The organism is Sphingobium sp. RS1, assembly GCF_056156825.1.
In genome coordinates this window covers 1-21,419 of record NZ_JBLZXE010000002.1, presented here as the reverse complement: position 1 = coordinate 21,419, position 21,419 = coordinate 1, and the positions used below count along the sequence as shown (strand labels likewise).

The following is a 21,419-nucleotide window of genomic DNA, read 5'->3' as shown; positions in this document are numbered from 1 at the left end:
AATGTTCCGTCAATTCGGAACCGCCCGCCTATGGGCAACAGGAGCGCCGCGTCATGGGTTTGCAGGCTGTAGCAGGATCGAAAATCTACATCGGGACGCGGGTTGCGCTGCCGCCTGACCTCACCGTCGACCTCTCCGACTTCGTGCCGCAGGAATCCGAATGGCTCCAGATCAAGGGCTGGACCAATGCTGGCGCAGTCGGTGACGCGCGGGAAGCGATCAGCCAGAATTTTATCGATGCCGACCGCACTCTGACCATCGGCGGCACCAAGAATTCCGCAGAAATTCAGAACGTCTTTTCGCCGCTGCCCAATGATCCTGGCCAGAAGCGCCTGCGCGAGGCGATGGAAGGCTGCTCCAACTACGCCATCAAGATCGAATGGGGCGCTGGTTGCGTGCAGGAAAGCGTCGTCACGGTCAGCGTGGCCTCGCCCGGCATCATCACATGGCCCGGCGGCCACGGCCTTGAACCCAATTCGCCGATTGTCTTCGCCGCGACCGGCGGCACCATGCCCACCGGGCTTGTCGCCGGCACGGTCTACTATGTGCGCGAAACCGGCATCACTCCCACCACCTTCTCAGTATCCGCCACCCCCGGCGGCGCGGCAATCGCCGTGACCGCTGCCGGCTCGGCAACCGCCATCACCGCGACCGCCTCCCCCGTGGGTCAGACGGACCTGTTCTATGGCCTTGCCATGTCGCGCGTGAAGAATGGCGGCGAAGCGAACACGGCGCAGATGCTCAACGCGAGCATCAAGCCCAACACGAATATCGTGGAAGTCTGAACCAGCTAAGGGCGGCGGCTGTCGGGTCGGCCGTCGTCCTTAGACCCGAACGACCCGGTGAGAATGAAACATGGAATTCGACAAGCTGACTGCCCCGGTGGACCTCGCGCCCGGTGAATGGATCGATGATATCCCCGCCCTGCCCGGCGTGCGGCTCAAGGTTCGGTCAACATACTTCAAGCCCTACGAGATCGGAATTCAGAGCCTTGCTCGCCGCATGGGCAAAAAGATGAATACCGATGAAGGGATGCTGAAATTCAGCCTCGCTACCGGCAAGGTTCTTGCTGAACAAATCCTGCTCGATTGGGATTTGAGCGGTGCAGATGAAGACGTGGCAATCACGGATGGTGGCGCGCCCAAAGCCTACTCGCCCGAGTTCGCTCTCCTGCTGCTGACCGCCAATGACGAACACGGCTTCGGCAGGGCATATCGCAACGGCGTGGAATGGGCCGGCGATCGGATCGCTGACCGTATCCGCAAGCGCGCGAAGGAAGCGGCGGGAAACTGACCCATGCGCTGCGCTGGTGGCTCGACAATGGCGATGCCTACCGCGCAGCGAAGGAGCAAGCGGGCGAGGATGACGCTGTCCCTGACGCGCTGGAGCCGCCCGAACTGCTGGAGGGATTCGAGGGATGGTACGCCGATTTCTGGCGGCTTTCCTCCGAACGACAGATCGGCTTCGGGGTCGGGCCTATCCCGGCGAGCAGGATAGCCGATCACACTAAGGGCTGGCTGATGGAGGATGCGGACATGTTCGAATACTGCATCAGCGAAATGGACGGGGCTTATCTGATGAAGGTTAACAGGTCAGAGCAGCCCAGCACCGAGCAGTCCGCCGTGTCGCCACGTGATGCCTTCCGTGCAGCCACCGCCAATCGACGGGGGCGCTGACAGTGGACGCAGCAGCCCTCAGCCTCAACGTCGAATCCAGCAAGGTCGTCCAGGCTGCGAACGATCTTGACCGTTTTGCCGCGTCGTCGGACCGCGCAGCAGCGGCGGCGGCGAAAGTTAAATTCGGGGATCAAGGCGGTTCTCTGGCCAAGATGGTTGCGCTGGTCCAGTCGATCGATAGCAAGATGTCGTCGCTCATCAGTACAATGGCCAAGGCGCAGCAGGCCGAAAAAGCGATGGCGGCGGCGAATGATAACAGCGCATCGAGCTTGGCTAAGGTTGGCACAGCGGTTGCCGTCGCGGACAGCCATGTCATCGCCTACACCCAGCATTTGGCGGGTTTGGTGCGGGCACAGCAGGACGCGAATTCGCATGTTGTGGCATGGCAGAATAGGGTTCAGGCAGTTTCTCCAGCCTTGGCTCAGGCGGACAGTCATGTCGTTGCTTATCGCAATTCCCTCGGCAAGGTGGCTGAGGGAGCCAACGCGGCCAGCACGGCAATCAAGTTCACGGCGCAAGACACGCTCAACGCAAGCCGGCAGATGGCCGATATCGGCGTGACGCTGGCGATGGGCATGAACCCCCTCATGGTCGCGATCCAGCAGGGTCCGCAGCTTCTCGACATTCTGCAAAACAAAGCGGCCATGACCGGCCAGACACTTGGTGCGGTATTCAAGGCCGCAGCCGCTTCGATCGGCGCTGCACTTGCACCCCTTCTGCCGTTGATCCTTCTGCTCGGAGTAGCGGCGGCAGCAATCGCCACGCTCAACGCAGAGGCGAACAAGGACGCTGGCCTAAAGAAATACACGACCGCCATGGGCTACACCAAGGAGGAGGTGAAGAAGCTCAACGCGGTGACGGTCACCTGGGGCGACACCATGAAAGCGGTGTTTCAGGTCGGCTTTGAGCGCGCGGCGTCCGCACTTGGCATCAGCTCTGCAAGCATGAGCAAGGCATGGAAGTCCGCGCTCAACTTCATGATGACAGCGACCCGCGAAGTGGTGGCCGGCATCTACGCCTCTCTCACCGGCCTCGGATACGCAGCGGCCCGGGTCTACGACAATATCAAGAACCGCAAGTTCGAAAATCCTCTCTCGACCTTGGTAGAGGGCTATAAGAGCGCTCGCGGCGATGCCATGAAGTTCATGGATGATGTGGTCAAGCAGTCCCAGAAGAACGCTCGCGCTCGTCAGGATGCAATGGCTGCGGCGATGTACGACAAGCCCAGCACGCCCAAGGGCGGTAAATCCGATGCTGAGAAGCTGGCCGATATCATCAGCAACGCCGAAGCGGAGATAAAGGCTGAACAGGCGAAGGCCGCTGCTGTCGGCCTGTCTGCCCGTGCTGCCATTGAACTGGAGCAGCGGACAAAGCTGCTCAACGATATCGAGAAGGCCAAGATTCCTGTCACGGCGGCCGTCACCAAAGAGGTTGACCGGCTCGCGAAGGCATATGCGGACGCCAAGATCGCGACTGATGTGGCGGCGGCCATCCAAGGCGTCACCGATAGCATCGAAAAGCAGCGGACGTCGATAAACGACCAGACCAATCTCATCGGACTGTACGGCGACGAACTGACACGCGCGCGTATTCAAATGGAGATGCTGACCGCTGCACAAAATGCGCTCCCCAAAGGCGTGACGCTTTCGACCGAAGATGCGAACCGGGTATCTAAGGCCGCATCCGGTCAGGCGGATGACCAGATACTTCAGGATCGCAACCGGCGCATGGAAGCAGTGCGTAAGGATGCAGAAGACGCCATGTATGCGCTGGACCTTGAGCGGAAGGGCTTGGGGCTGACTGGAGCAGCGGCAGAGGCATATGCTTACATTGTCGATCGTCTCAACGATTCAAAGCGCGCGGGCATCGAACTATCCCCCGACGAGGTTCGCGCGATCGAGGCGGCAGGCGCGGCTTATGGGCAGGCGCGATATGCCATCGATCAGCATGCGCAGGCCATTGCTGATGCGCGAGAGGTAGCAAAGGGCTTTTTCACCGATCTGTTGGATGGAGTACGGCAGGGCGCCAGCGCATTTACCGCTCTTGGGAACGCCGCTGTAAACGCGCTGAACCGCATCATTGATAAGCTGCTCGACAAGGCACTGGACAGCTTCTTGAATAGCATGATCGGCGGCGGTGGCGGCGGCTTCAAGCTGTTCGCCAACGGCGGCGCATTCGGCACCGCGCAAAAATACGCGAATGGCGGCGCGTTCGACCAAGCCCAGCGCTTCGCGAACGGCGGGGCCTTTACCAACACCGTCGTCAACACCCCCACCCTCTTCCGCTTCGCCAAGGGGAGCAAGTTCGGTCTTATGGGCGAGGCAGGCCCGGAGGCTGTTATGCCTCTGTCTCGCGATTCCAACGGTCGGCTTGGCGTTAAGGCGAGTGGTGGCGGTAGCCCATCAATCCGCATGGGCGACGTCTACAACAGCTATCAGGTGGAGGGCGGCTTCAAGCCTGAGGATGTGATGGCCATGATAAGGCGCGGCGGTGAAGCGACGATCGCACAAATGCGCCGCGACCTTCAATCCATGCTTCAGCAGCTTGATAATGACGGGGGCATGATCTGATGAAGGTCTACCAGTTCCCGACATTCCGCATCGCGAACCAGCTCTTTCATTGCCCTGGGGCAGGCTATGACGGCGGCCTGACCAGCGGCGCGGCGCAGTTCATCACGCCTGAGCCGGGCGGCTTCTCGGTGCTGGAGATTACCCCGGCGCTCATCGATACCGAATGGGACGCCCCCCTTGCATCGTGGATCATGTCCAAGATCAGCGGGCAGGTTTTCCGCGTCCGCCTGGCGCCCTCGCCCCAGATTGCTTACAGCAAGCGGCGCGGCATGCTCGCCCTGCCTTGGTCGAACAACCAAACATGGTCGAACCAGCAGAATTGGGATGGTGATTTTACGGCTCAGTTCAGCGCGTCCAGCCTCAAAGGTTCCCTAGAGGTCAAGATCGACCTAACCGGCGTCGGCCCCATCGTTGCGCCGGGCCATGTCATTGGTCACGCCTTCGATTGCTACAAGGTGGATGAGATCACCTATGACGGCGATGTTGGAACCGCCATATTGATGGGGCCGCTGAATCGTGACATCGCGGCCGGCGACAACTGCTATCTGCGCCCATGGTTCACAGGCCGGATCAGCAATGGTGCGGAGGTGCGCGCGGCCTACAATTCCATGGGCCATGTCCAGCCGGGCAAGATCATCTTGCAGGAGGCGCGGGCTTAAAAGTCTATCTTTGGCTTCTCAGGAGGCGGCGCATTCTTCTCAGACTTAAACATAAAGAACGACTTATCCACGCTATTACCCATGGATTCTAGCGTCAAACGGCCATCCTCAAATTGCCATGTGGAGACTTCGTTATCGAATGTTGCCCCACCTTTTGACTGCCATTTTGCCTTAGTTGCGACTGGTTGGCCGTATTTTTCTGAGAATGCAGCATAAATCTTGAGGTAATCTCTGTTGTAAAATGACCCCATCACCCTGAACAGCAGGCCGCCGTTATACGAAAGGGTAAGGTAGCCCATTTTGACATCTGATATGGTAGCGTTGAGATAGGCCGTGCAGTCGAGGACTCTGCCTTCTGTTTTGCATAGCTCTCCATTTAGCGAGGTTCGTCCGGTTTGGGTTTTTGTATCGTCCCCCATAAACGAAAAAACCGGCAGATGGGGAGGCTTTGCTGGCACCGGCTGAGCAATGGCACCGGAAGAAAAAGCTACGCTCGCCGTCAGAACCAATGAAAAGCCCCTCATAACACCCTCACTCTTTGTCCAAATCTTTAGAAAGATCATCCTCGCTCATTGTGGCCACGATTCCAAGCGAGTCCTGCAAGTCCTTCACGCGATCCGTCAAGGCGTACATCCGGCGGTCTAGCCCCTCAAGGACTCCTGCCGCCTTCTCGCCTAACCTATCGGCGGCCATCGGGCAGCTTTTCCATTGAACTAATCATGCGCAGCATCGCACAGATATTGCGTACAAACCCAGCGTTCGGTAATCTCCGAACCCATGAGCGCCTTCTACGACCAGATAGACGTAATCCTCGGCGCCGCCGACGACCTGACCGATATCGTGGCGACCGTCCGCAAGTGCTGGCTGTACGACTTTAAGGATGAGCCTGTCAGGCTATGGGATGGTCAGGGCGACTTCATCGACTCCGAAGGCAATGAGTGGCTAGGCACCATCAACGCCGATGGCGGCAATCTGCACAAGACGCCACCCCTGCAAGATGGCCGGGACGCAACCAGCCTGACCTATAACTTCTCGCTCAACATCCCCGCCCTGCCCGATGGGGAGACGCTGAGGCTCTACAACGAATTGAAGGACAATCAGGATAAGGTTTTTGGCCGCGCCCTGACGTGCTACCTTGTGCTGTTCATAGAGGGCGAAGGGCTGCGGCCAAGCACCCCGCTATCCTTCTATAAGACGATGACGATGTTCAGCCCGAAATTCTCGGAAGGGATCGACCGGGGGGAATCCGGGGCCATCGTCAAGACCTATACCGTTTCGATCGTGGCCAAGGACAACAACCATGGCCGCAGCGAAACGCCTGACCGGACTTATGCGGACACGATGCAGAAGCGCCGCGCTGCCCAGCTTGGCGTTCCGGTAGATCGAGGGTCCGAGTTCCTGGCCCTGCTCGCTAACCGCACATATCAGGTGCCATGATGGACGCAGTAGACGAAACGCTCCGCGAGTGGCGCCGTACCGCCTTCGTGTGGGGCAAGACGGACTGCCTGCTATCTCTGGCGCGGTACTTCGCGCTGACCGGGTTGCCGGATGCAGCGCCAGCCTATGCAGGAACCTACTCAAGCGAAGATGAGGCGTCTCGCGTGCTGACGGACCTTGGCGGTTTCGGCTGTGCGATGGCCCTGATGGGTGCGGTGCCTGTGGATGGGAACCCGCGCAGGGGGGACGCTGTCGGCCTTCGCTACGGCGAGAACGAACTGATCGCGGGCCTTTGCACCGGCGATAGCGTTGCGGCCCGCCTTGAACGTGGTGTCATAGAGGCCCCTTTGCGCCTCATCCAATGGAGAGGGGTATGGCGTGGGCGTAGTTAAGAAAATCGTCGGCTATGTCGCGCTGGCGGCCCTTATCTATTTCGCGCCGCAGCTCGGGATGTTCATCGGCCCCAGCTTCTTGGGGGCTGCGATCGGCGCGGCAATCGTCGTCGCCGGCACATATCTGATCCAAGCCACATTGCTGGGAGCCAAGCGCGCGCCGGATATCGAGGCGGGCAAGACCAATGTGCGCATATCTGACCCGCCACGGTGGCTGAATGCCGGGCGCGCGCGGTCGGGCGGCGGCGCGCTGTTCGGTGAGTTCGATGCAGACGGTCGCTTCTGGTACATCATCGTCCATAGCGACGAAATCCTACATCCCGGCTACTCCTACTGTCTTGATGATGACGCTGTGACTGTCGGCGCGGATCGCTATGTCCAGCAGGCCGATTTCCGCCTCAAGACCAATAAGGACAAAGACCCTGCCGAAGTTGATGGCGAGGGCCGGGGCTACGTGCGCATCTGGACGACGACCTATAGCGAAACGAACCCGGTCCCGCCCGGCATTTCTCAGCTTACAGCAGCCCTACCGCAGTGGACGGCCGACCAGCATTTGCTTGTTGGCACGACCTATAGCGTCATTTGCATGGACGCGCTGGCGATCGAGCATCGCCATAAAATCTACCGGTGGCGCGGTCCATTCGGGCTGGGCGAGCCGGCGGTCAGCGTCATCGGAGATTGGGCGAACGTCTATGACCCGCGCGATGAAACCCAAGTCCTTGGCGATCGGACCACCTACAAGCCTAGCCGCAACGCCGCGCTGATTTGCGCATGGTTTCGCACGCACAAATTTGGCCGCAACAAGCCGGAAAACTCGGTCAATTGGGATCGCATCGCCGAACAGGCGGACATCTGCGATCAGGTCGTTACCGGCATCGAAGGCGACCAGCCCCGCTATGAGGCTGGGGTAGCGATCGTGGACAGTAAGCGCCGGGTCGATGCTGAAAAGGAAATGCTGACAGCCTGCGACGGCCAGATCGTCTTTGACGAAGACGGCAAGTGGTGGGTCCGCGTTGGCCATTGGGAGGCGCCCACCCTTTCCTTCTCCCGCAACCGCGACATCATGGCCATGTCGAGTATGGAGGCACAGGACGGTGAGAGCGAAACCCAGGGCGTCATCGTCAAATATATGGAGCCTGACGCCAACTTCACGGTCCAGCCATCGGCGGCATGGATCAACCCGCTCTATTACGACCCGCTGACCACCCCTAAATTCCTGACCGTAGAAATTCAGGCCTGCCAGAACCACAATCAGGCGATGCGACTGGCGAAGGCGATCGGCATGCGCTCGCAGCCCCGCCACAAGATCGGCCCTACCGTCAACCTGCGCGGCCTGCGCGCCCGGCAGGAGCGCATCGTCACGATCAATTATGATAACACGTTCGCGGGCGACTATGAGATCGCCACCCCCGTCGAACTGGACAGCGCCGGCATCTTCACTGGCTTCGGTGCGGTCCCCGTCAGCCCGACGCGCTGGACACTCCTCCCCGGCGAGGAGCAGCCCAAGCCGGTGGTGGACGGAAGCGAAGGCACGGTGTCATTCCCCGCAATCACCGGCGAAAACGTATATTTCTCAGACGGTACGATCAAGATCGACTTTCCGGCGCTGCCCCGTGATGATGCCACCTATGTCGCGGAATATATCCTCACCTCCGAGATAACCGGCGGCGAGAATGACCCATGGCAACCGCTGGCGATCAACATCAATACGGCGGTCAGCTCCACCCTTCCTGATGGCGATTATACGGTTCGCTACCGCTATGTCGTGACTTCTGGTCGCGGCCCGGCATGGGAGTATGCCGCCCTGTCAGTGGCAAGCGCGCTGCCTCCGTCGACCAACCTGACAGCAGAAGGGGATGTTGGCCAAGCCGTGTTCGCATGGAAGAACCCGAACGACCTGCGGTTCTTCTCCTCCGACATATGGCGCGGCTCTACATCGGTTTTCAGTGCTGCGACAAAGATCGTGGACAGCTTCGGCGGGGGCGTGGGGCAGGTCCAGTCCATCACCGATACGGTCGCGCCGGGGGTCTGGTATTATTGGAATGTCGCGACAGATGGCGCGGCGCTGGAAGCAGTGGAATCCGGCCCGGTCAGCGCGACCGTCACATGAGCGCCATCGCCAATCCGGTGATCGGCGCGGTGGTCAAGAGAGACGGAAAGCTGGAGCCGGTTGAGGGCGCCGACCCTTCTACGCCCGGCACCTATCGGGCAAATGCGCCAGCCACCCCCACCGATGGAAATTCCGTGGAACAAAGCGCCCCTCACACTATGTGAATATTTCAACGCGCTTGTCTAATATTGCGTCATTCGGTATGTCTTGGACATATCGTTTCAAAGGTGACGTTGTGAGCGCAATAGACATTCTCAGGGACGCACTTTTCGGAAACCCGCCATCCCCGACGACCAAGCCTTCTCGCGAGGGCGTGTTTGCCGCATTCGCTGCGCTCTATGATCTTCTCGTCACCTCTGGCTTTGCTCAAGGCATCTATGAGACGACGGCAGCGGGCATCGCAGCGACGACCAATGGCGAACTGTTTCTGGTCAAAGGCGACGGGACCAACACGTTCGTCGGCATCTACAAGAACAATGCGGGTGTGGCGCAGGACTTGGGCATTTCACTGCCCTCTTCCGCGAGCGTCCTAGCTCTATTTGAGCAGGCCATGGATGAGGCGGCGGCGGCGTCCGATCTTGCGGAATCAATCCGCCTCGGCTCCGGCGAAAAGCTACCGGAAACCTCTTCCCTCTCCTCTACCAGCGGTGGCGCGTCGATCATCACCTCAGGCGGTCGCCCGGTAGGGGTTTCCATCCCGGCAGGCCAGACCGGCGCCGGCTCCAACGTGATCCCGCGCATCCCCTTCGACGCGGACGTTGCCAAGCTGCTGACCGGCGCGACAATCCGCATCCGGGCAAAGGCCAACGCGACGGCCGGCTATCTCGCGGCCACGCCTTTCGGCGGCAATGCCGTGCGCGTCGATCGCCAGAACGGCACGACGGATTCGAACGAAGGAACCGCCCTCCCCGCTACCCAGGTCGGCACCGAACTGACGCGCGATTTCACCTATGTCATGACCGGCGACGAGCGGCTTGTTGGTCCCACCATGCAAGTCGGCGCGAACACGGCAACCGAGGCAGTGCGCTCGTTTGCGGTCACGTCGGTAAGCTGGGATGTCATCGACATGCCTGCGCTCACCGGCCTTACCGGATCAGACCTTGCGCTGGAGGCCCGGCTGTCCGCGCTGGCCCCTGCTGCCAACATCTTCGACAAGATCGTGCCTGCGTTCCAGCTCGACAACGGCGCGCTGGCTGTGGCCGATGAAACGGGGCGGCTTGTCGGCGCGACGATCCCCGTGGGCGAAAATGGTCAGGGCACGATCCTCCAATGGCGCCTCCCTCTCACTGGTCGCCTGCGCAAGATGCTGGTCGGCAAGCAGCCCTTCATTCTGCTGGCTTTCGATGTCCCGACTGGCTGGGCGCGGGCGCACACGCTCAACATGCAGGTGCGCGACACGAGGCTGAACGTCACGCCCATCGTCACCTCCAATGTCAGTGACAGCCTGATCGCCCCGGCGCGGCAGAAGGTCTATTTCACCTGCCTCGTCCCCACCGGGGCCACGCTGGACGACTTGCGCCCCTATCTGCTGCTGAACGACGCCACAGACGCGGTTGCTGATGAGACGATCGTCCTGACCGATGCCATCATCGGCTATTACCGCAACGAGTCTGACACCGTGCAGGAGGCCGCCAGCACCGCGCTGTTGGGTGACGAACTGACGCGGGCGGCGGCGGTGGAGCAGGCCATTGCCACGCTGACCGGGACCGGCAAGCGGGTCGGCGCGATCGTGCAGGCTTCCGACTATGCGAGCATCGCGCTTGCTCTGGAGCAGGCGACCGCTCTGGCAAGCCCCGGCGCGCTCGCTGTGGTCGAGCTGGACGACAAGACCTATTATGAGCGCAGCCTTGGCCTGATCGGGTCGGGGCAGGATGGCGCTTGGATTGTTCTGCGCGGCAAAGGCATGGGCCGCACCACCATCGACGGATCGCTGCCGGCGAACACCGACGTAGACACGATCCGCGAAACCAGCACGGTCGATTTCAACGGCAACCAGTATCTCGAAAAGCTGACGATCGCGTCAGAAAACGAGCGCTATGCCGCGCATATCGATAGTGTCCGGTTCAAGGATGATGTCTGGCTGCTGTGGCGGGAAGTCGAGGTCGAGCATCGCGGCAATGATGCGGCCGACGCCTATCACGGCATTTCCGTCTGGCCCTCGCAGCACGCTATCGCGATCGGCGCAACGTCAGGCTCCTATTTCGGCTTCATCGATTGCCGGGCAAAAGGACGGCGAGCAGCCTTCTCCGCGCATGACCAGATCGATTTCGCCAACGCCGCCACCGTCGAATGGGACGGCGGGCCGCTAACCGGCGTCAACAACGCAGACTGGTGCTTCCGGCTGGAAAGCATCGGCTCAATGGTCATGAACAAGGCCATCCTCCGCAATGCGCCGCTATCGGGCGAAATCTCCATGGACGTGCAGCCTTGGCTACCCGACGCACTGGAAGATCAGCCCGCCGATCATCGCTGCTGGGAACTGACCGGATCGGGCAACAGCCCGGCGGCGTTCCGTATCCGCGACCCTGGTCGCGCGCTTCGCATCACGTCCGCCACGACCGGCGCAGCGTCCAAGGTCGCGATCAGCGGCACGGCGGCACCGATCCTGTTCGGCAAGACCGGAACCGCAGGCGTCACCCGTGTCGATGGCGATGTGGGGCTGGCTGGCTATGCCTATGGTTGGGCGGACATTCAGGAAACGCAGCCCGTCGGGCCGGAGTCCGACCTGTTCATCACGTCGCTGGGCAAGCGCCTCGGCAACCGCAGTGGATCGCCGGTCACGCTCACGGTTCAGATTGATGCCATGGCGGCGGTCAACATCACCCTGAACGACAATTACACGGCCATGACCAACGCGGCCATTCTCGCGATCATCAATGGCGCGCTGGGCAGCACGGCGACCGCTTCGGAATATGCGTCGGGCGAACTCTATCGCCCGCTGTTCGCCGACGAAGAGCGGCAGATGAAGAACAGCACCGGGACGACGATCCTGCGGCGGATGGCGCTGGCCTACGATAGCGAAATCCGCACCGTGCGGCCCATGACCTCCGCCGACCCCTTCGACCGGTTCGCTGGCGTGGCGCTGGAGGACATCAGGCCGGGCAAGTTCGGGCGGGTCAAGAACCGGGGCTGGATCATCCTTGGCGATGTGCTGCGCATCGGCGGCGCGACCATCAACCTGTTCGAACGGTTCGGAATCTCGCCCGCCAATCCCGGCTATGTCGTATCGGGGCGCACCGATGGAACCGGCATCCTCAAAGTGGTCCGCCCGTCGCTTGGCGCGGGCCTCGAAACGCTGGAGGTCGCGCCGTGATCGAGTTCGGGGGCGAATATCCACGGGGGGGCGTCATCCGCCTCGCAATCGACTTCTCAGCAACCGATGGCGAGACGCTGGCTGACATCGATCTCATCGAGGCCGATCTTCGCGCAACAGGCTTCAAACCGTCCGCCATTACCGAGGACATGCCTCTGGTCGGCAGCTTCACGGTCGAAGAGCGCGACGACAATGCCGGGTGGCTGCTGACCTTCACCGATACCAGCGCCCTCGCCTTGGGCTGGTACGCGGTGGACCTGCGCATGGTGATCGGCGGTGAGCCGCAGATCAGCCCGCCCGCCTGTCTTGAAATCACCGAAGCCGTCACGCGGAGGCCTGCATGACCATCTATCTCCAATGGGCCAGCCGCGACGGCCATTTTCTGAACCAGATCGTCGGGCCATCGGGCAAGTCGGCTTGGCGGGGTATGGCCGACACGATCAACCCTGACACGGGCCTGCCCTATATCTCCGATCCGACCGTACCCGCGATGGTTGAGTTCCTTTCCGAGGAAGGGCGCGCGGCGGGCGCAGAGGCCGGGGCGGAAGCTGGCGCAGAAGCGGCGGGACCATTCGCAGCGGCTGCGGGCGTAGCGGCTGACAGTGCGCTTGCCGCCGCCGGTCGCTCGGAAGATGCAGCAGATGCCAGCGGCAATTCCGAGGCGCAGGCGCTGGGCTATCGCAACCAGGCGGGCGCGTTCGCTGCCGGCGCTTCGGCCTATGGTACGTACAAGACCGTTGCGGAGGCGCAGGCGGATACCGCCTTGCCGATCGGCCGCCAATTCTATGTGCCTTCCGCTGATGGACTGGGGCTGGACCTCTACACCAAGGGCGCCGGCAGCGCGACGAAAGAGACGCTCCAGATTCCCGGCGCGCAGGTCGTCACCGATGTGAGGGCGCGGACGGGGTTCAAGGTGCCCAAGATCGGGCGCCTTGATCGCAGCGCCATCGCCTCAGGCGGGCAGCTATTCACCGATCTGACGCCGAAATTCTACGCTGTGCCCAAGATCGGGCGCGGCGCCGCATCAGTCTCAGGCGGCGTGGTGACGCGCATTGCCGATGCCATGCAGCTTCGCTTCGGGGCGACGGACGATTTCCTTGCCGGCGTTCCGGTCACCATCCCAGTTGCCGGGACCGTGACTGGGATGGTTCGGCCGCAGATTTGGGTTGAGCGCACGGATGCGGTGATGGCGCCGGTAACAGGCGGCCCTTATCCGGCAACCCTGATCGCGGGCGGCAATGGCTATGCCTTTGTCATGCGGCGCGGGGTCCAGCAGCGCACGCGGTGGCGCACGGTGACGCTATGGGCCAATGCTGGCCTGCAACTGATCCTTGTCATCATCTGGGGCCAGAGCCTTGCGCAGGGCTATGCCGAAAGCAATGCAGCCCGCATCGGCCCGACGTGGCGCGACAATGTGGGCGAACGCGCATGGCAGTTCGACGGGCGCGCGATCGACGGGCTGGAGCGTGGCCCGCGCCCGTTCCAGCTGATCCCTGAGGGCAGCAACAAGGATCATGTCATCGATCCGATCCAGTTGCAGCGGATCGTGCCGATGCGCGGCGCCGGCCATATGGGCAATCGCGTCTTCGCCCAGACCAGCGCGGAAAGCTGTGCCCTGTCCCTGATCGGGCAGCACCTTCACCCCCTGTCCAATGTGCTCGGCTGCATCGTAGGCACCGGCGGCACCAAGCTGATCGATTTCACGCCGGCTGAGTATCAGAAGGACGGATCTGGCAACCTCGTCCTGGACGGCAATGGCAATCCGATCCTCATCCGGGCAGCAAGTGAGCATTACCAGTCGCTTGAAGCCGTCATCGATGCCGCGAAGGCGCAGGCCGATCGCCTCGGGCTAACGCTCAATGTCGTCTCGGTCAGCAACCAGGGCGAGGCGGACAATGGCAGCACGTCGGCGGCGACATGGAAGAGTCAGTGGCAAGCGATCACCGATGGCCTGAAAGCCAAGACGCAGGCCCTTAGCGCGAACTGGCTAGGCGCGATCATCCAGCAGACGGAGCAACGCCCGAGCGGCAATACTGGCATGTCCACGCTGGCGCAGGCGGACCTCATCCGCGCCGGGCTGGCTGTGGGCGTTCCCGTCTACCCCATGCTGCCGGGCCACGATCTCGACACGCACCTGCTGCCGGAAACCTATTTCCCGCTCGGGTCCGCCACGGCCTATGCGATCGGGCGGCTGGTCGATACCGCCGGGATCTACAGCGAACCCTATGTGCCAGATGGAGCGGCGGTCCTGACGATCGGTACGACCACCACCGTCACCTTCTCGGGCGGCACCGGGAACATGAAATTCGACACGACGACCATCCCCGACATGGCGGATGGCTGGAAAGGCGTCTCTATGGTCGATGATAACGGCCCGGTCGCCATTACGGGCCTGTCGGTTTCCGGCGCAACCCTGACCATCACCCATGCCGCGACCGGCCTCCCGCTCCATCCGAAGGTGCGGCTTGGCCTTGTCGGCAGTGTGAACCCGCCACCTGACGCGGCCGGCGCGCGTATCAACATCCGCGATGACTCCGAATGGCTCTGCCCCGTCACGGGCCAGATCATTTCCGGCTGGCCGATCCAGCAAGAAATTGCCCTCGTTTAAGGACTGACCGACATGGCCTTTGACCTTGCTCATATCGAAACCGTGCTGGCTGGCGGCGTGGCCGTGCCGGGAGCGCCCGCCCTTCCGCAGACCGCATTTGCGCTGGAGGAAGCGATTTGCGCGGCGCGTGCCGACTTGCTCTACATGTGGGCGCAGCCGGGCCGCCGCCCGCTCGGCGCTGCTGGCGATCCGATCGCAGATCAGGACGGGCTGGACGATCGGAAATATTACACCCTGCCCGCCGCCAGCGCGACGACGACACGCGTTGATCCGACCACTTCGAAGCTGGGCTTCTGGAACTGCAATCGCGCTGGCACAGGGCACCTGAAGGAAGGCCTTCAGATGGTGGCGCCCGCGAACGGCGACCTGTTGAACGCGCCGGGCTACAGCTTCCTGACGATCTTCCGGCCGACCAACATCAGCGGCGCCAACGGCATCCTTGGGCAGGGCACAAGCACCCCCAGCATCGTGGGCTTCTACCAGAACACCAGCAGCCAGCTCGTCATGCAGCATGGCTCCGGCGACCGCCACCCCGGCGCTAACTCGGTCGCGCCGGTGGGCCAATGGTCAGCGGCGATGTTCTGCAACCGGGCATCCGATCGCAAGTCGCAGATGTTCTGCAACAGCCTGACCGTGAGCGATGAGTTCACGATGGCGGTGGGCGTCCCGTCGCAGTCGCCGAACTTCCGGCTTGGCGGCTTCGCTGACGACCAGTTCTCGGCAGACATGGACATCGCCCTCATCGTCGGCTGGCTGGGCTACCTGCCCGACACGCCCGGCGCCTGCGAAGCCATCATGAACGCCGCCATGGCCATGCGCGCGCTCTGTCCGCAGACCTAAGCAAATGCATACACAACAGGGAGCAGCGGCGATGACGCCATGGGGTGAGGCGGCCATCGCGAAATATGGCTGGATACTGATCGGCCTGACGTTCGGGCTGGCGGCAAAATATGCGCTTCTAATCAAACGCGGAGTGCAGATTAAGGGGGTGCTGGTTCTGGCGGATGTGCTGCTTCTGCCGATGGTTGCCCTGATCGCTTACTGGCTGGTCAATCAGGCCGGCGTGCATGGCGAAGGCGCTGCTCTCGTCACCGCAGCGGCAACGGTCGGGGCTGATCGCTTGGTCAAGCTCTATACTGACCGCTTCATCCGGGGCGTCGACGCAATGATGGCCGATGAGGTCATCCGCCGCAAGGCTTTGATCCGCGAGGAGGTCCAGACCGAACTCAGCGCCAATCGGACGCTTCAGGACATCGCGGTCGGCAAGCGGCCCATGGGAGGCGAGTGATGACCGTAGACTGGCGCAAGCTGCAAGGCGAACTCGGCGTGGTCCAGGACAACGCACCGGCCCGCCTGACCTTCACTGCCCTGTTCCGCCGCCTCGGTGCTGCGCAGGACCGGGCAGAGGAACTGGCAATATCCGCTGCCATCCATTTCCCAGCTTTCGGCATCATGGATAGCAAGCTGAGGCTGGCGCACTTCATGGCGCAGGTCGGCCACGAAAGCGGCTCCTTCAAATATATGGAGGAGATCGCCAGCGGGGCGGCATATGAGGGGCGCGCGGACCTTGGTAACACGCAGGTCGGCGACGGCAAGCTGTTCAAGGGGCGTGGGCCTATCCAGATCACCGGGCGCAACAATTACCTGTTCTTCGGCCGCCTGATCGGCATCGACCTTATCCGCCATCCTGAACTGGCCGCGAATCCATCGATCGGCCTGCACTTGGCTTGCCTGTTCTGGGGTAACCGCCAACTCAACGCCTTTGCCGACAAGGACGATGTCGACGGGATCACGCGTCGGATCAACGGCGGGACCAACGGCCTGGCTGATCGAAAGTCTCGGCTGGCTATCATTAAGGGGTTGATCGGATGAACGCCCCCAGCGACCACTTTTCAGAGATCGTCCTGCTAGGCATCATCGCTATCGGCGTGATGATCCTCATGGGCCTCGCAATCCGCGATAACAGCGCAGGCGAGGCGTCTGCATGGACCGCGATCCTGATGGCCATCATCAACGCGATCAAGGAACGCTGGCAGCAACGCAGTCTGGACAGGATGGGCCAGAGCCTTGCCAATGCGACCCCGCCTGCAACGCCGGTGGAGGAGCAGCCATGATCTTCATCGCCGGATTCGTGATGGGTGCCGCAACCGTGATCGGCGCCCTCGTCATTGCTGCCTGCGCTATCTGGAAGCAGATCGCATGACCCGCCTTCTCCCCCTCGCCTTTGTCCTGCTCACCGGCTGCGCGCACAACCTCGCCACCTGCGACAACGCCCGCGCGGCTGCTCAGGCGGCTACGGTCATCATGGCGCGGATTTGTCCGATGGCGGTGCGCTAAGTCCCGCCATGGTAGATCCCAACATGCGTATACCGCGTCGATTCCTTCGATGAAATCGCCAGTTCTATAGCCGCGTCAACGGCGGCTTGCGGGTTATCGCCCATCGCCTGATGAATAGATCGGTCGCCACCCCAAATAAGCTGGGCCTGCGCCTCCCACTGGTCGCCATTCTTCCGGTAGCGCCACATCCACGCCATCTTGCGAGAATCAGCGTAGGCTATGAGGCGGGATGCGTCGGGTGGCATGCTGATTGTTCGCGTATTGTTCGCGAGTCGGTCAAGGGCTAACGAGCTGCCTTGCACTCCTTGGCCAGCCTGCGCGGCCGCGCTCAAGCAGTTCGTTCAGCCTGTCACTCATCACCTAGAGCCTTTGCTAGTGCGGTGCGGGCGCATATGGCTATGGGGCCGTACTCAATATACCGTTCCCTATTGGCGGGCGCGACAATCTGGCTATCCATGCCAATTATCGCCTCCAACCCCTCAAGCAGACCCGACACGCCAGCGGCTTCTAGGGCAGCTTTGGCCTGCTGCCGGAATTCTCGCCAAGGCTTTTTACCGTCGCCGCCAAAACTATCGTAGTCCGCCGCGGCTTCCCGCGCAATCGCCCGCGCTACCCTTTCGATCAGCTTATCATCCATCTTGATTATCCATTAGGTAAGAGCGGACTTGCTGGCCGAGTGGGGTTAGGCTCATCCGGTGCGTTAATTTTTTCTTTGCAAGCTTTTGACTGGTTGCCTCACTCCCCTGCTGATAAAGGTTTTCGGCAGGCCATCCATAACCTCTACGTTTTGCGTTAAGAAGGGCCGACCTTTCACTTTCAGTCAGCCCAGCCGCTATGGCCGCAATGTCCTCCATATCACCCCTCCCCCATGCTTGCGCGAGCGCGGAGTGCAGCGGCGCATAGGGCGAGTGCGGGGGTGGCAGATGATCTCCAGTCCAGAAATCCTTGCCCGTCGAACCAGCAGCAAGCCTGCCAGTCGCCCTGATGCCCAGCGGTGACCGACCATTTCCCGGGGTCAGGCACCAGCGTCATGGCTGCGTCGAGCGAGGCTGTCCATTGCGGCGCGTGGGGTAAATTCCGGCCATCGCTCACCACCTGAGTGCGCTTCGGTGGCTCGGTAAATTCCACCTGCGTTTCCTGCGATCCGTAGGCCTGAAAATGGCCCTTATAGCGCTTGCCATGGATGGCGCACCAGATGAGCGCATCCACCTCCCGATCAGCCCCCTCCAGCGCCTCCACTCGATCAGCCAGTTCGATTAGGTCAGTCTTGGTCATGGGTGGGTTCCTTCACGACTGCCCAGCATATTTGAACTGCGTATGAGGTCGGGACGCGGCGGACGCGGCCAGCGCGCTCTAGCCGCTCCAACTGGCGGCGTATCCATGGCGTCTCTCTACGAAAGCCGTCCATCCATAGGACGTTTCGGATCACATAAGTCATCGCCCGCGATCCGTGCGCCGTCATGGCGCGAATGATATCGTCATCGGTAGGGTCTGGTTTCCTCACCGCGCATAACTCCCCCGATGCCCGCTCTCGCCATATTTTGCGCGACGGGTCGCCCATGCCTGCTTGCGGATTTCCGATATCGAGCGGGCCGGGGTTTCAGGAGGCGGCACCTCGAAAACATAGTGCCCGCCCCGCCTCCAACTCAGCATGTGGTGACGCAGATCGACGCGGCGGTTGATAAGGGCGATGATCGATTCCGCGCCCGACCATCCGCTTGTGCTGAACTCGATCAGCAGGACAGGCTCACCAGTGATGCCCTTGCCTTTCCGCACCCGGCAGGAGCAGCACATATTTTCAGCAGCGCGAGGCAGTTCGCGGAGAAGCCATTCGCCAGCCAGCTTCATGTCCAGTCGCGGCGACGAGACATTGCCCCAAGCGACGAAATCCTCATCGACCGGATAGCACTCTTCGTACTCGATTTCGGGCCAGTCGCTCACCGCCCCTCTCCCTTATCGGTGGGGGACTGGTTGGCGATCTCCAGCAGGACGTCGGCGTGGCAATGCGGCCCGCCGCACCAGCAAGCGAGGTTCTTGCCGCGCAAAGGGGATAGGTCATCTGGATAGCCAGCGGCCGCGCGCAGTTCCAGGTCGGCAAGCATCTGCCGGAAGAAACCAACCGCGCCTTCATGGTCGAGAGCGTGGCGCCCCATTGGGCCGCCGCCAATCACGAACGGATTCCCCCACTTCGTCGTCCGATCCACCTTCACGGTGTTTGCCGGCATCCTCCAGCCCTTCGTGCGCCGAAGCTGGACGCGGATTGGCTTCTCACTGGACATGGGCTGTGCCTTCTTTGAGGTGGGTGGGGTCATGCGGCCATTTCTTCTTCGGCCAACGCGCACATGATAGAACATTCGATTTCCGGCTCGGTCGCCGCATCCCCGCGATTTGGGTCCAACTCGTCCAGAAAAACGCGCTTACCGCCCTTGCCATCTGGGATGATCGCCATGCCCAAATCGCGCTCAAGGGCGGCCATGCGAGCGAACACATGTGGGAAGTGGCGACGAGCGTTATTCCAGTAGCCCATGCCGCCGCGCGGACATCCAAGACAGTTGTTGTTTTTGAAGCCGAGCGCGTACATTTCGGGCAGGGCGATCCCCGCACGCTGAACTATTGCAAGGCAATCCGATTTTCCAAGCCGCCCATCAATCAATGGCGCTTCGATTGTCTCACCTGGGTTGCGCTTCCGAACCCGGTCAAACCGGTGCTTTTCTTCGCTCGTATAGCCCATGACAATTGTGTCGCCGGGACGCTGCGCCATCTCAGCGGTCATGCGTTTCAACTCTTCGGTGCATGGAGCAAACCCGGTACGACCAGACACTAGCATCCGGCGTCGGGTCCACACGTCCCATACGTCGTGATAGCGTTCGGAGGTCAGGCGCGTGACCGGACGACCAAACCACCGCTCGCACTCGGTCAAGAACCGTTCATTGTCGGGATGCTCTGAGCGGGTGTCGCTGTAGTGGATCACGACGTCATGCGTCTGACCATATTTTGCGAGAGCTAGTTTGGTAGCTACTGCGGACGCTGCGCCACATGAGAAGCGACAAACAATTCTTGGGATCTCACCCACGGCCAGCCTCCCCGCGAGAGGTGAGCGGGCGCATCCACCTCTGAATAGGCAGCGAGTACGGCAGCATCAGAGGGTGCTTCGGATGCCCGCACTTGGCCGGCTCGCCGATGGACATAGGATCTAGGCCAGCGCCATGAATGAGGCCAAGAACATCAAGGTATCGGCCGCGCCATCGTTTCGGCTGCTTGCTGAGAGGCCCCCAGGCGCAAATCACCTGATCGCACTCAGCGAGGATGCGAATAAGATGATCGTCGTTCTCAGGCCCGACAGGATCGACAGCCTTGCCTAAATCGCGAACGTCTGTGGCGCGGTAGGCGAAGAGATTTCCGATTATGATACGGCCCCACCTGTTGCGATTGCCGAATCCCATCAGCTTGCGGATGGTCGCATCGTTCTCGACTGCATCGGCCGTTGACGGGTTGACCATGATTATAGCTGTAGACCAATCGTCTACGCCGGGGCGCTCAAGGCGGTAGCGGTACAGCCCGCAAGCGGAGACGATCGCGCTCATGCCGCCTCTCCATTCCGCTCATTCCACGCTATCGCCGCCTCAGAAGCGCTATGCTTTAACGGCCCCTTCGCCCCGCACTTGGTGCAGCGGACGAGATAGTTCGACGTGTCGCGCTTCTCGCGCTCCATCTGCTTCTTGAGGAAGTAGCCCTTGGCGCGGGTGTTGGTGTGGAATTTCCGGCCGCCGCAAAATGGGCAGGGTTTCAGAGTGATTCCGCCTGATTCGTCAGCCATTATGCGGCCTCCCCGTTCAACCTGTCGATTTCCGCAAGGATTTCAGGGCATCGGGTGAACCATTCGCCGTGGAGGCGGTGGACGTCAAATCGCGCCTGATAGAGCCGCTCCAGACCAAGTCCACCATCGACGGTCGTAAGCACTTCTACGGGGGTTGAATGCTGCTTTTCGAGCATGCGGCGGCGGTTCTTGACGTTGGCCGCATATCCGATCTTGATCGCGCCATCCGACTTGCGGGCCATGAAGTAGACCGAGCAACCGGCATGCTGCAAAGCGTCACTGTCGGCATAGGCGTCCACAATTTTCCGCCCGCCATCGCCATATTGCTCCTCCATCATGGGGTAGAAGGAGGCATACAATTGGTTTACATCGCTACCCGCAGGTATTTGATTCTCCACGGCCTATCTCCATAGGGTTTACAAATAACCCGTTGAATCAAGCCGCTAACTGCCTGTATCATAATCCGCGTGTCGGGGGTTCAAGTCCCTCCTCCGCTACCA

General features: G+C 61.4%; 27 protein-coding genes. 17 read left to right on the top strand and 10 right to left on the bottom strand.

Translation table 11 applies throughout. The annotated features are described in order from the left end of the window. The first annotated feature begins 53 nt into the window (after positions 1–53). The 5 genes from ACNHGR_RS01655 to ACNHGR_RS01635 all read left to right on the top strand — a co-directional run bounded on the left by ACNHGR_RS01655 (position 54) and on the right by ACNHGR_RS01635 (position 4,905). Positions 54–785, top strand: a complete 732-nt coding sequence (locus tag ACNHGR_RS01655; protein ID WP_475283864.1) for a hypothetical protein — start codon at positions 54–56, stop codon at positions 783–785. A 70-nt stretch (positions 786–855) separates the two neighbouring features. Next, entirely contained in the window at positions 856–1,293 is a 438-nt protein-coding gene (locus ACNHGR_RS01650) for a hypothetical protein (protein ID WP_475283863.1), read from the top strand. Next, positions 1,290–1,676: a phage tail assembly chaperone gene (locus ACNHGR_RS01645; RefSeq protein ID WP_475288295.1), complete on the top strand. Its 387-nt coding sequence runs from the start codon at positions 1,290–1,292 to the stop codon at positions 1,674–1,676. The genes ACNHGR_RS01650 and ACNHGR_RS01645 overlap by 4 nt, the downstream gene beginning before the upstream one ends. A 2-nt stretch (positions 1,677–1,678) precedes the next feature. Further along, positions 1,679–4,246 (top strand): phage tail tape measure protein, encoded by a 2,568-nt coding sequence (locus ACNHGR_RS01640; RefSeq protein ID WP_475283862.1) that lies wholly within the window; start codon positions 1,679–1,681, stop codon positions 4,244–4,246. Further along, on the top strand, positions 4,246–4,905 hold the full coding sequence (locus tag ACNHGR_RS01635; RefSeq protein WP_475283861.1) for a hypothetical protein: 660 nt from the start codon (positions 4,246–4,248) through the stop codon (positions 4,903–4,905). The genes ACNHGR_RS01640 and ACNHGR_RS01635 overlap by 1 nt, the downstream gene beginning before the upstream one ends. Here ACNHGR_RS01635 and ACNHGR_RS01630 read toward each other — a convergent pair. Then, positions 4,902–5,468 (bottom strand): hypothetical protein, encoded by a 567-nt coding sequence (locus tag ACNHGR_RS01630; protein WP_475283860.1) that lies wholly within the window; start codon positions 5,466–5,468, stop codon positions 4,902–4,904. The two genes, ACNHGR_RS01635 and ACNHGR_RS01630, sit on opposite strands and share 4 nt — an antisense overlap. A gap of 214 nt (positions 5,469–5,682) precedes the next feature. Between ACNHGR_RS01630 and ACNHGR_RS01625 the strand changes: the two genes are divergently transcribed. The 12 genes from ACNHGR_RS01625 to ACNHGR_RS01570 all read left to right on the top strand — a co-directional run bounded on the left by ACNHGR_RS01625 (position 5,683) and on the right by ACNHGR_RS01570 (position 17,102). Further along, positions 5,683–6,342, top strand: a complete 660-nt coding sequence (locus ACNHGR_RS01625; protein ID WP_475283859.1) for a hypothetical protein — start codon at positions 5,683–5,685, stop codon at positions 6,340–6,342. Next, a complete protein-coding gene (locus ACNHGR_RS01620; protein WP_475283858.1) occupies positions 6,339–6,734 on the top strand; it encodes a DUF6950 family protein in 396 nt (131 codons plus the stop codon). The genes ACNHGR_RS01625 and ACNHGR_RS01620 overlap by 4 nt, the downstream gene beginning before the upstream one ends. Further along, entirely contained in the window at positions 6,721–8,844 is a 2,124-nt protein-coding gene (locus tag ACNHGR_RS01615; protein WP_475283857.1) for a phage tail protein, read from the top strand. The genes ACNHGR_RS01620 and ACNHGR_RS01615 overlap by 14 nt, the downstream gene beginning before the upstream one ends. Then, positions 8,841–9,008: a hypothetical protein gene (locus ACNHGR_RS01610; protein ID WP_475283856.1), complete on the top strand. Its 168-nt coding sequence runs from the start codon at positions 8,841–8,843 to the stop codon at positions 9,006–9,008. The genes ACNHGR_RS01615 and ACNHGR_RS01610 overlap by 4 nt, the downstream gene beginning before the upstream one ends. A 149-nt stretch (positions 9,009–9,157) precedes the next feature. Next, a complete protein-coding gene (locus ACNHGR_RS01605; RefSeq protein WP_475283855.1) occupies positions 9,158–12,157 on the top strand; it encodes a hypothetical protein in 3,000 nt (999 codons plus the stop codon). Further along, a complete protein-coding gene (locus ACNHGR_RS01600) occupies positions 12,154–12,501 on the top strand; it encodes a hypothetical protein (RefSeq protein ID WP_475283854.1) in 348 nt (115 codons plus the stop codon). The genes ACNHGR_RS01605 and ACNHGR_RS01600 overlap by 4 nt, the downstream gene beginning before the upstream one ends. After that, positions 12,498–14,765, top strand: coding sequence for a hypothetical protein (locus ACNHGR_RS01595; protein ID WP_475283853.1), 2,268 nt, complete (start codon positions 12,498–12,500; stop codon positions 14,763–14,765). The genes ACNHGR_RS01600 and ACNHGR_RS01595 overlap by 4 nt, the downstream gene beginning before the upstream one ends. 12 nt (positions 14,766–14,777) lie before the next feature. Then, on the top strand, positions 14,778–15,605 hold the full coding sequence (locus ACNHGR_RS01590; RefSeq protein ID WP_475283852.1) for a hypothetical protein: 828 nt from the start codon (positions 14,778–14,780) through the stop codon (positions 15,603–15,605). Positions 15,606–15,636: 31 nt separating this feature from the next. Further along, positions 15,637–16,053: a hypothetical protein gene (locus ACNHGR_RS01585; protein WP_475283851.1), complete on the top strand. Its 417-nt coding sequence runs from the start codon at positions 15,637–15,639 to the stop codon at positions 16,051–16,053. Further along, the gene (locus ACNHGR_RS01580; RefSeq protein WP_475283850.1) at positions 16,053–16,637 is read left to right on the top strand and encodes a glycoside hydrolase family 19 protein; all 585 of its coding nucleotides are present in this window, start codon (positions 16,053–16,055) and stop codon (positions 16,635–16,637) included. Before ACNHGR_RS01585 ends, ACNHGR_RS01580 begins: the two co-directional genes overlap by 1 nt. Next, positions 16,634–16,879: a hypothetical protein gene (locus ACNHGR_RS01575; protein ID WP_475283849.1), complete on the top strand. Its 246-nt coding sequence runs from the start codon at positions 16,634–16,636 to the stop codon at positions 16,877–16,879. Before ACNHGR_RS01580 ends, ACNHGR_RS01575 begins: the two co-directional genes overlap by 4 nt. Positions 16,880–16,964: 85 nt before the next feature. Next, positions 16,965–17,102: a hypothetical protein gene (locus tag ACNHGR_RS01570; RefSeq protein ID WP_475283848.1), complete on the top strand. Its 138-nt coding sequence runs from the start codon at positions 16,965–16,967 to the stop codon at positions 17,100–17,102. 349 nt (positions 17,103–17,451) lie between these two features. Here the strand turns inward: ACNHGR_RS01570 and ACNHGR_RS01565 are convergent, their stop codons facing one another. The 9 genes from ACNHGR_RS01565 to ACNHGR_RS01525 form a co-directional block, all read right to left on the bottom strand. Continuing rightward, entirely contained in the window at positions 17,452–17,739 is a 288-nt protein-coding gene (locus tag ACNHGR_RS01565) for a hypothetical protein (protein WP_475283847.1), read from the bottom strand. Continuing rightward, the gene (locus ACNHGR_RS01560) at positions 17,732–17,956 is read right to left on the bottom strand and encodes a hypothetical protein (protein WP_475283846.1); all 225 of its coding nucleotides are present in this window, start codon (positions 17,954–17,956) and stop codon (positions 17,732–17,734) included. The genes ACNHGR_RS01565 and ACNHGR_RS01560 overlap by 8 nt, the downstream gene beginning before the upstream one ends. Position 17,957: 1 nt before the next feature. Further along, the gene (locus ACNHGR_RS01555; protein ID WP_475283845.1) at positions 17,958–18,377 is read right to left on the bottom strand and encodes a hypothetical protein; all 420 of its coding nucleotides are present in this window, start codon (positions 18,375–18,377) and stop codon (positions 17,958–17,960) included. 225 nt (positions 18,378–18,602) lie between these two features. Further along, positions 18,603–19,043 (bottom strand): hypothetical protein, encoded by a 441-nt coding sequence (locus tag ACNHGR_RS01550; RefSeq protein ID WP_475283844.1) that lies wholly within the window; start codon positions 19,041–19,043, stop codon positions 18,603–18,605. Beyond that, positions 19,040–19,381, bottom strand: coding sequence for a DUF4326 domain-containing protein (locus ACNHGR_RS01545; RefSeq protein WP_475283843.1), 342 nt, complete (start codon positions 19,379–19,381; stop codon positions 19,040–19,042). Before ACNHGR_RS01545 ends, ACNHGR_RS01550 begins: the two co-directional genes overlap by 4 nt. 29 nt (positions 19,382–19,410) lie before the next feature. Then, on the bottom strand, positions 19,411–20,073 hold the full coding sequence (locus tag ACNHGR_RS01540) for a hypothetical protein (protein ID WP_475283842.1): 663 nt from the start codon (positions 20,071–20,073) through the stop codon (positions 19,411–19,413). Positions 20,074–20,167: 94 nt separating this feature from the next. Then, the gene (locus tag ACNHGR_RS01535; RefSeq protein WP_475283841.1) at positions 20,168–20,686 is read right to left on the bottom strand and encodes a DUF1643 domain-containing protein; all 519 of its coding nucleotides are present in this window, start codon (positions 20,684–20,686) and stop codon (positions 20,168–20,170) included. Next, complete coding sequence (locus tag ACNHGR_RS01530; protein ID WP_475283840.1) at positions 20,683–20,919, bottom strand: Lar family restriction alleviation protein; 237 nt, start codon at positions 20,917–20,919, stop codon at positions 20,683–20,685. The genes ACNHGR_RS01535 and ACNHGR_RS01530 overlap by 4 nt, the downstream gene beginning before the upstream one ends. Beyond that, positions 20,919–21,317 (bottom strand): GIY-YIG nuclease family protein, encoded by a 399-nt coding sequence (locus ACNHGR_RS01525; protein WP_475283839.1) that lies wholly within the window; start codon positions 21,315–21,317, stop codon positions 20,919–20,921. The genes ACNHGR_RS01530 and ACNHGR_RS01525 overlap by 1 nt, the downstream gene beginning before the upstream one ends. Positions 21,318–21,419 lie beyond the last annotated feature (102 nt).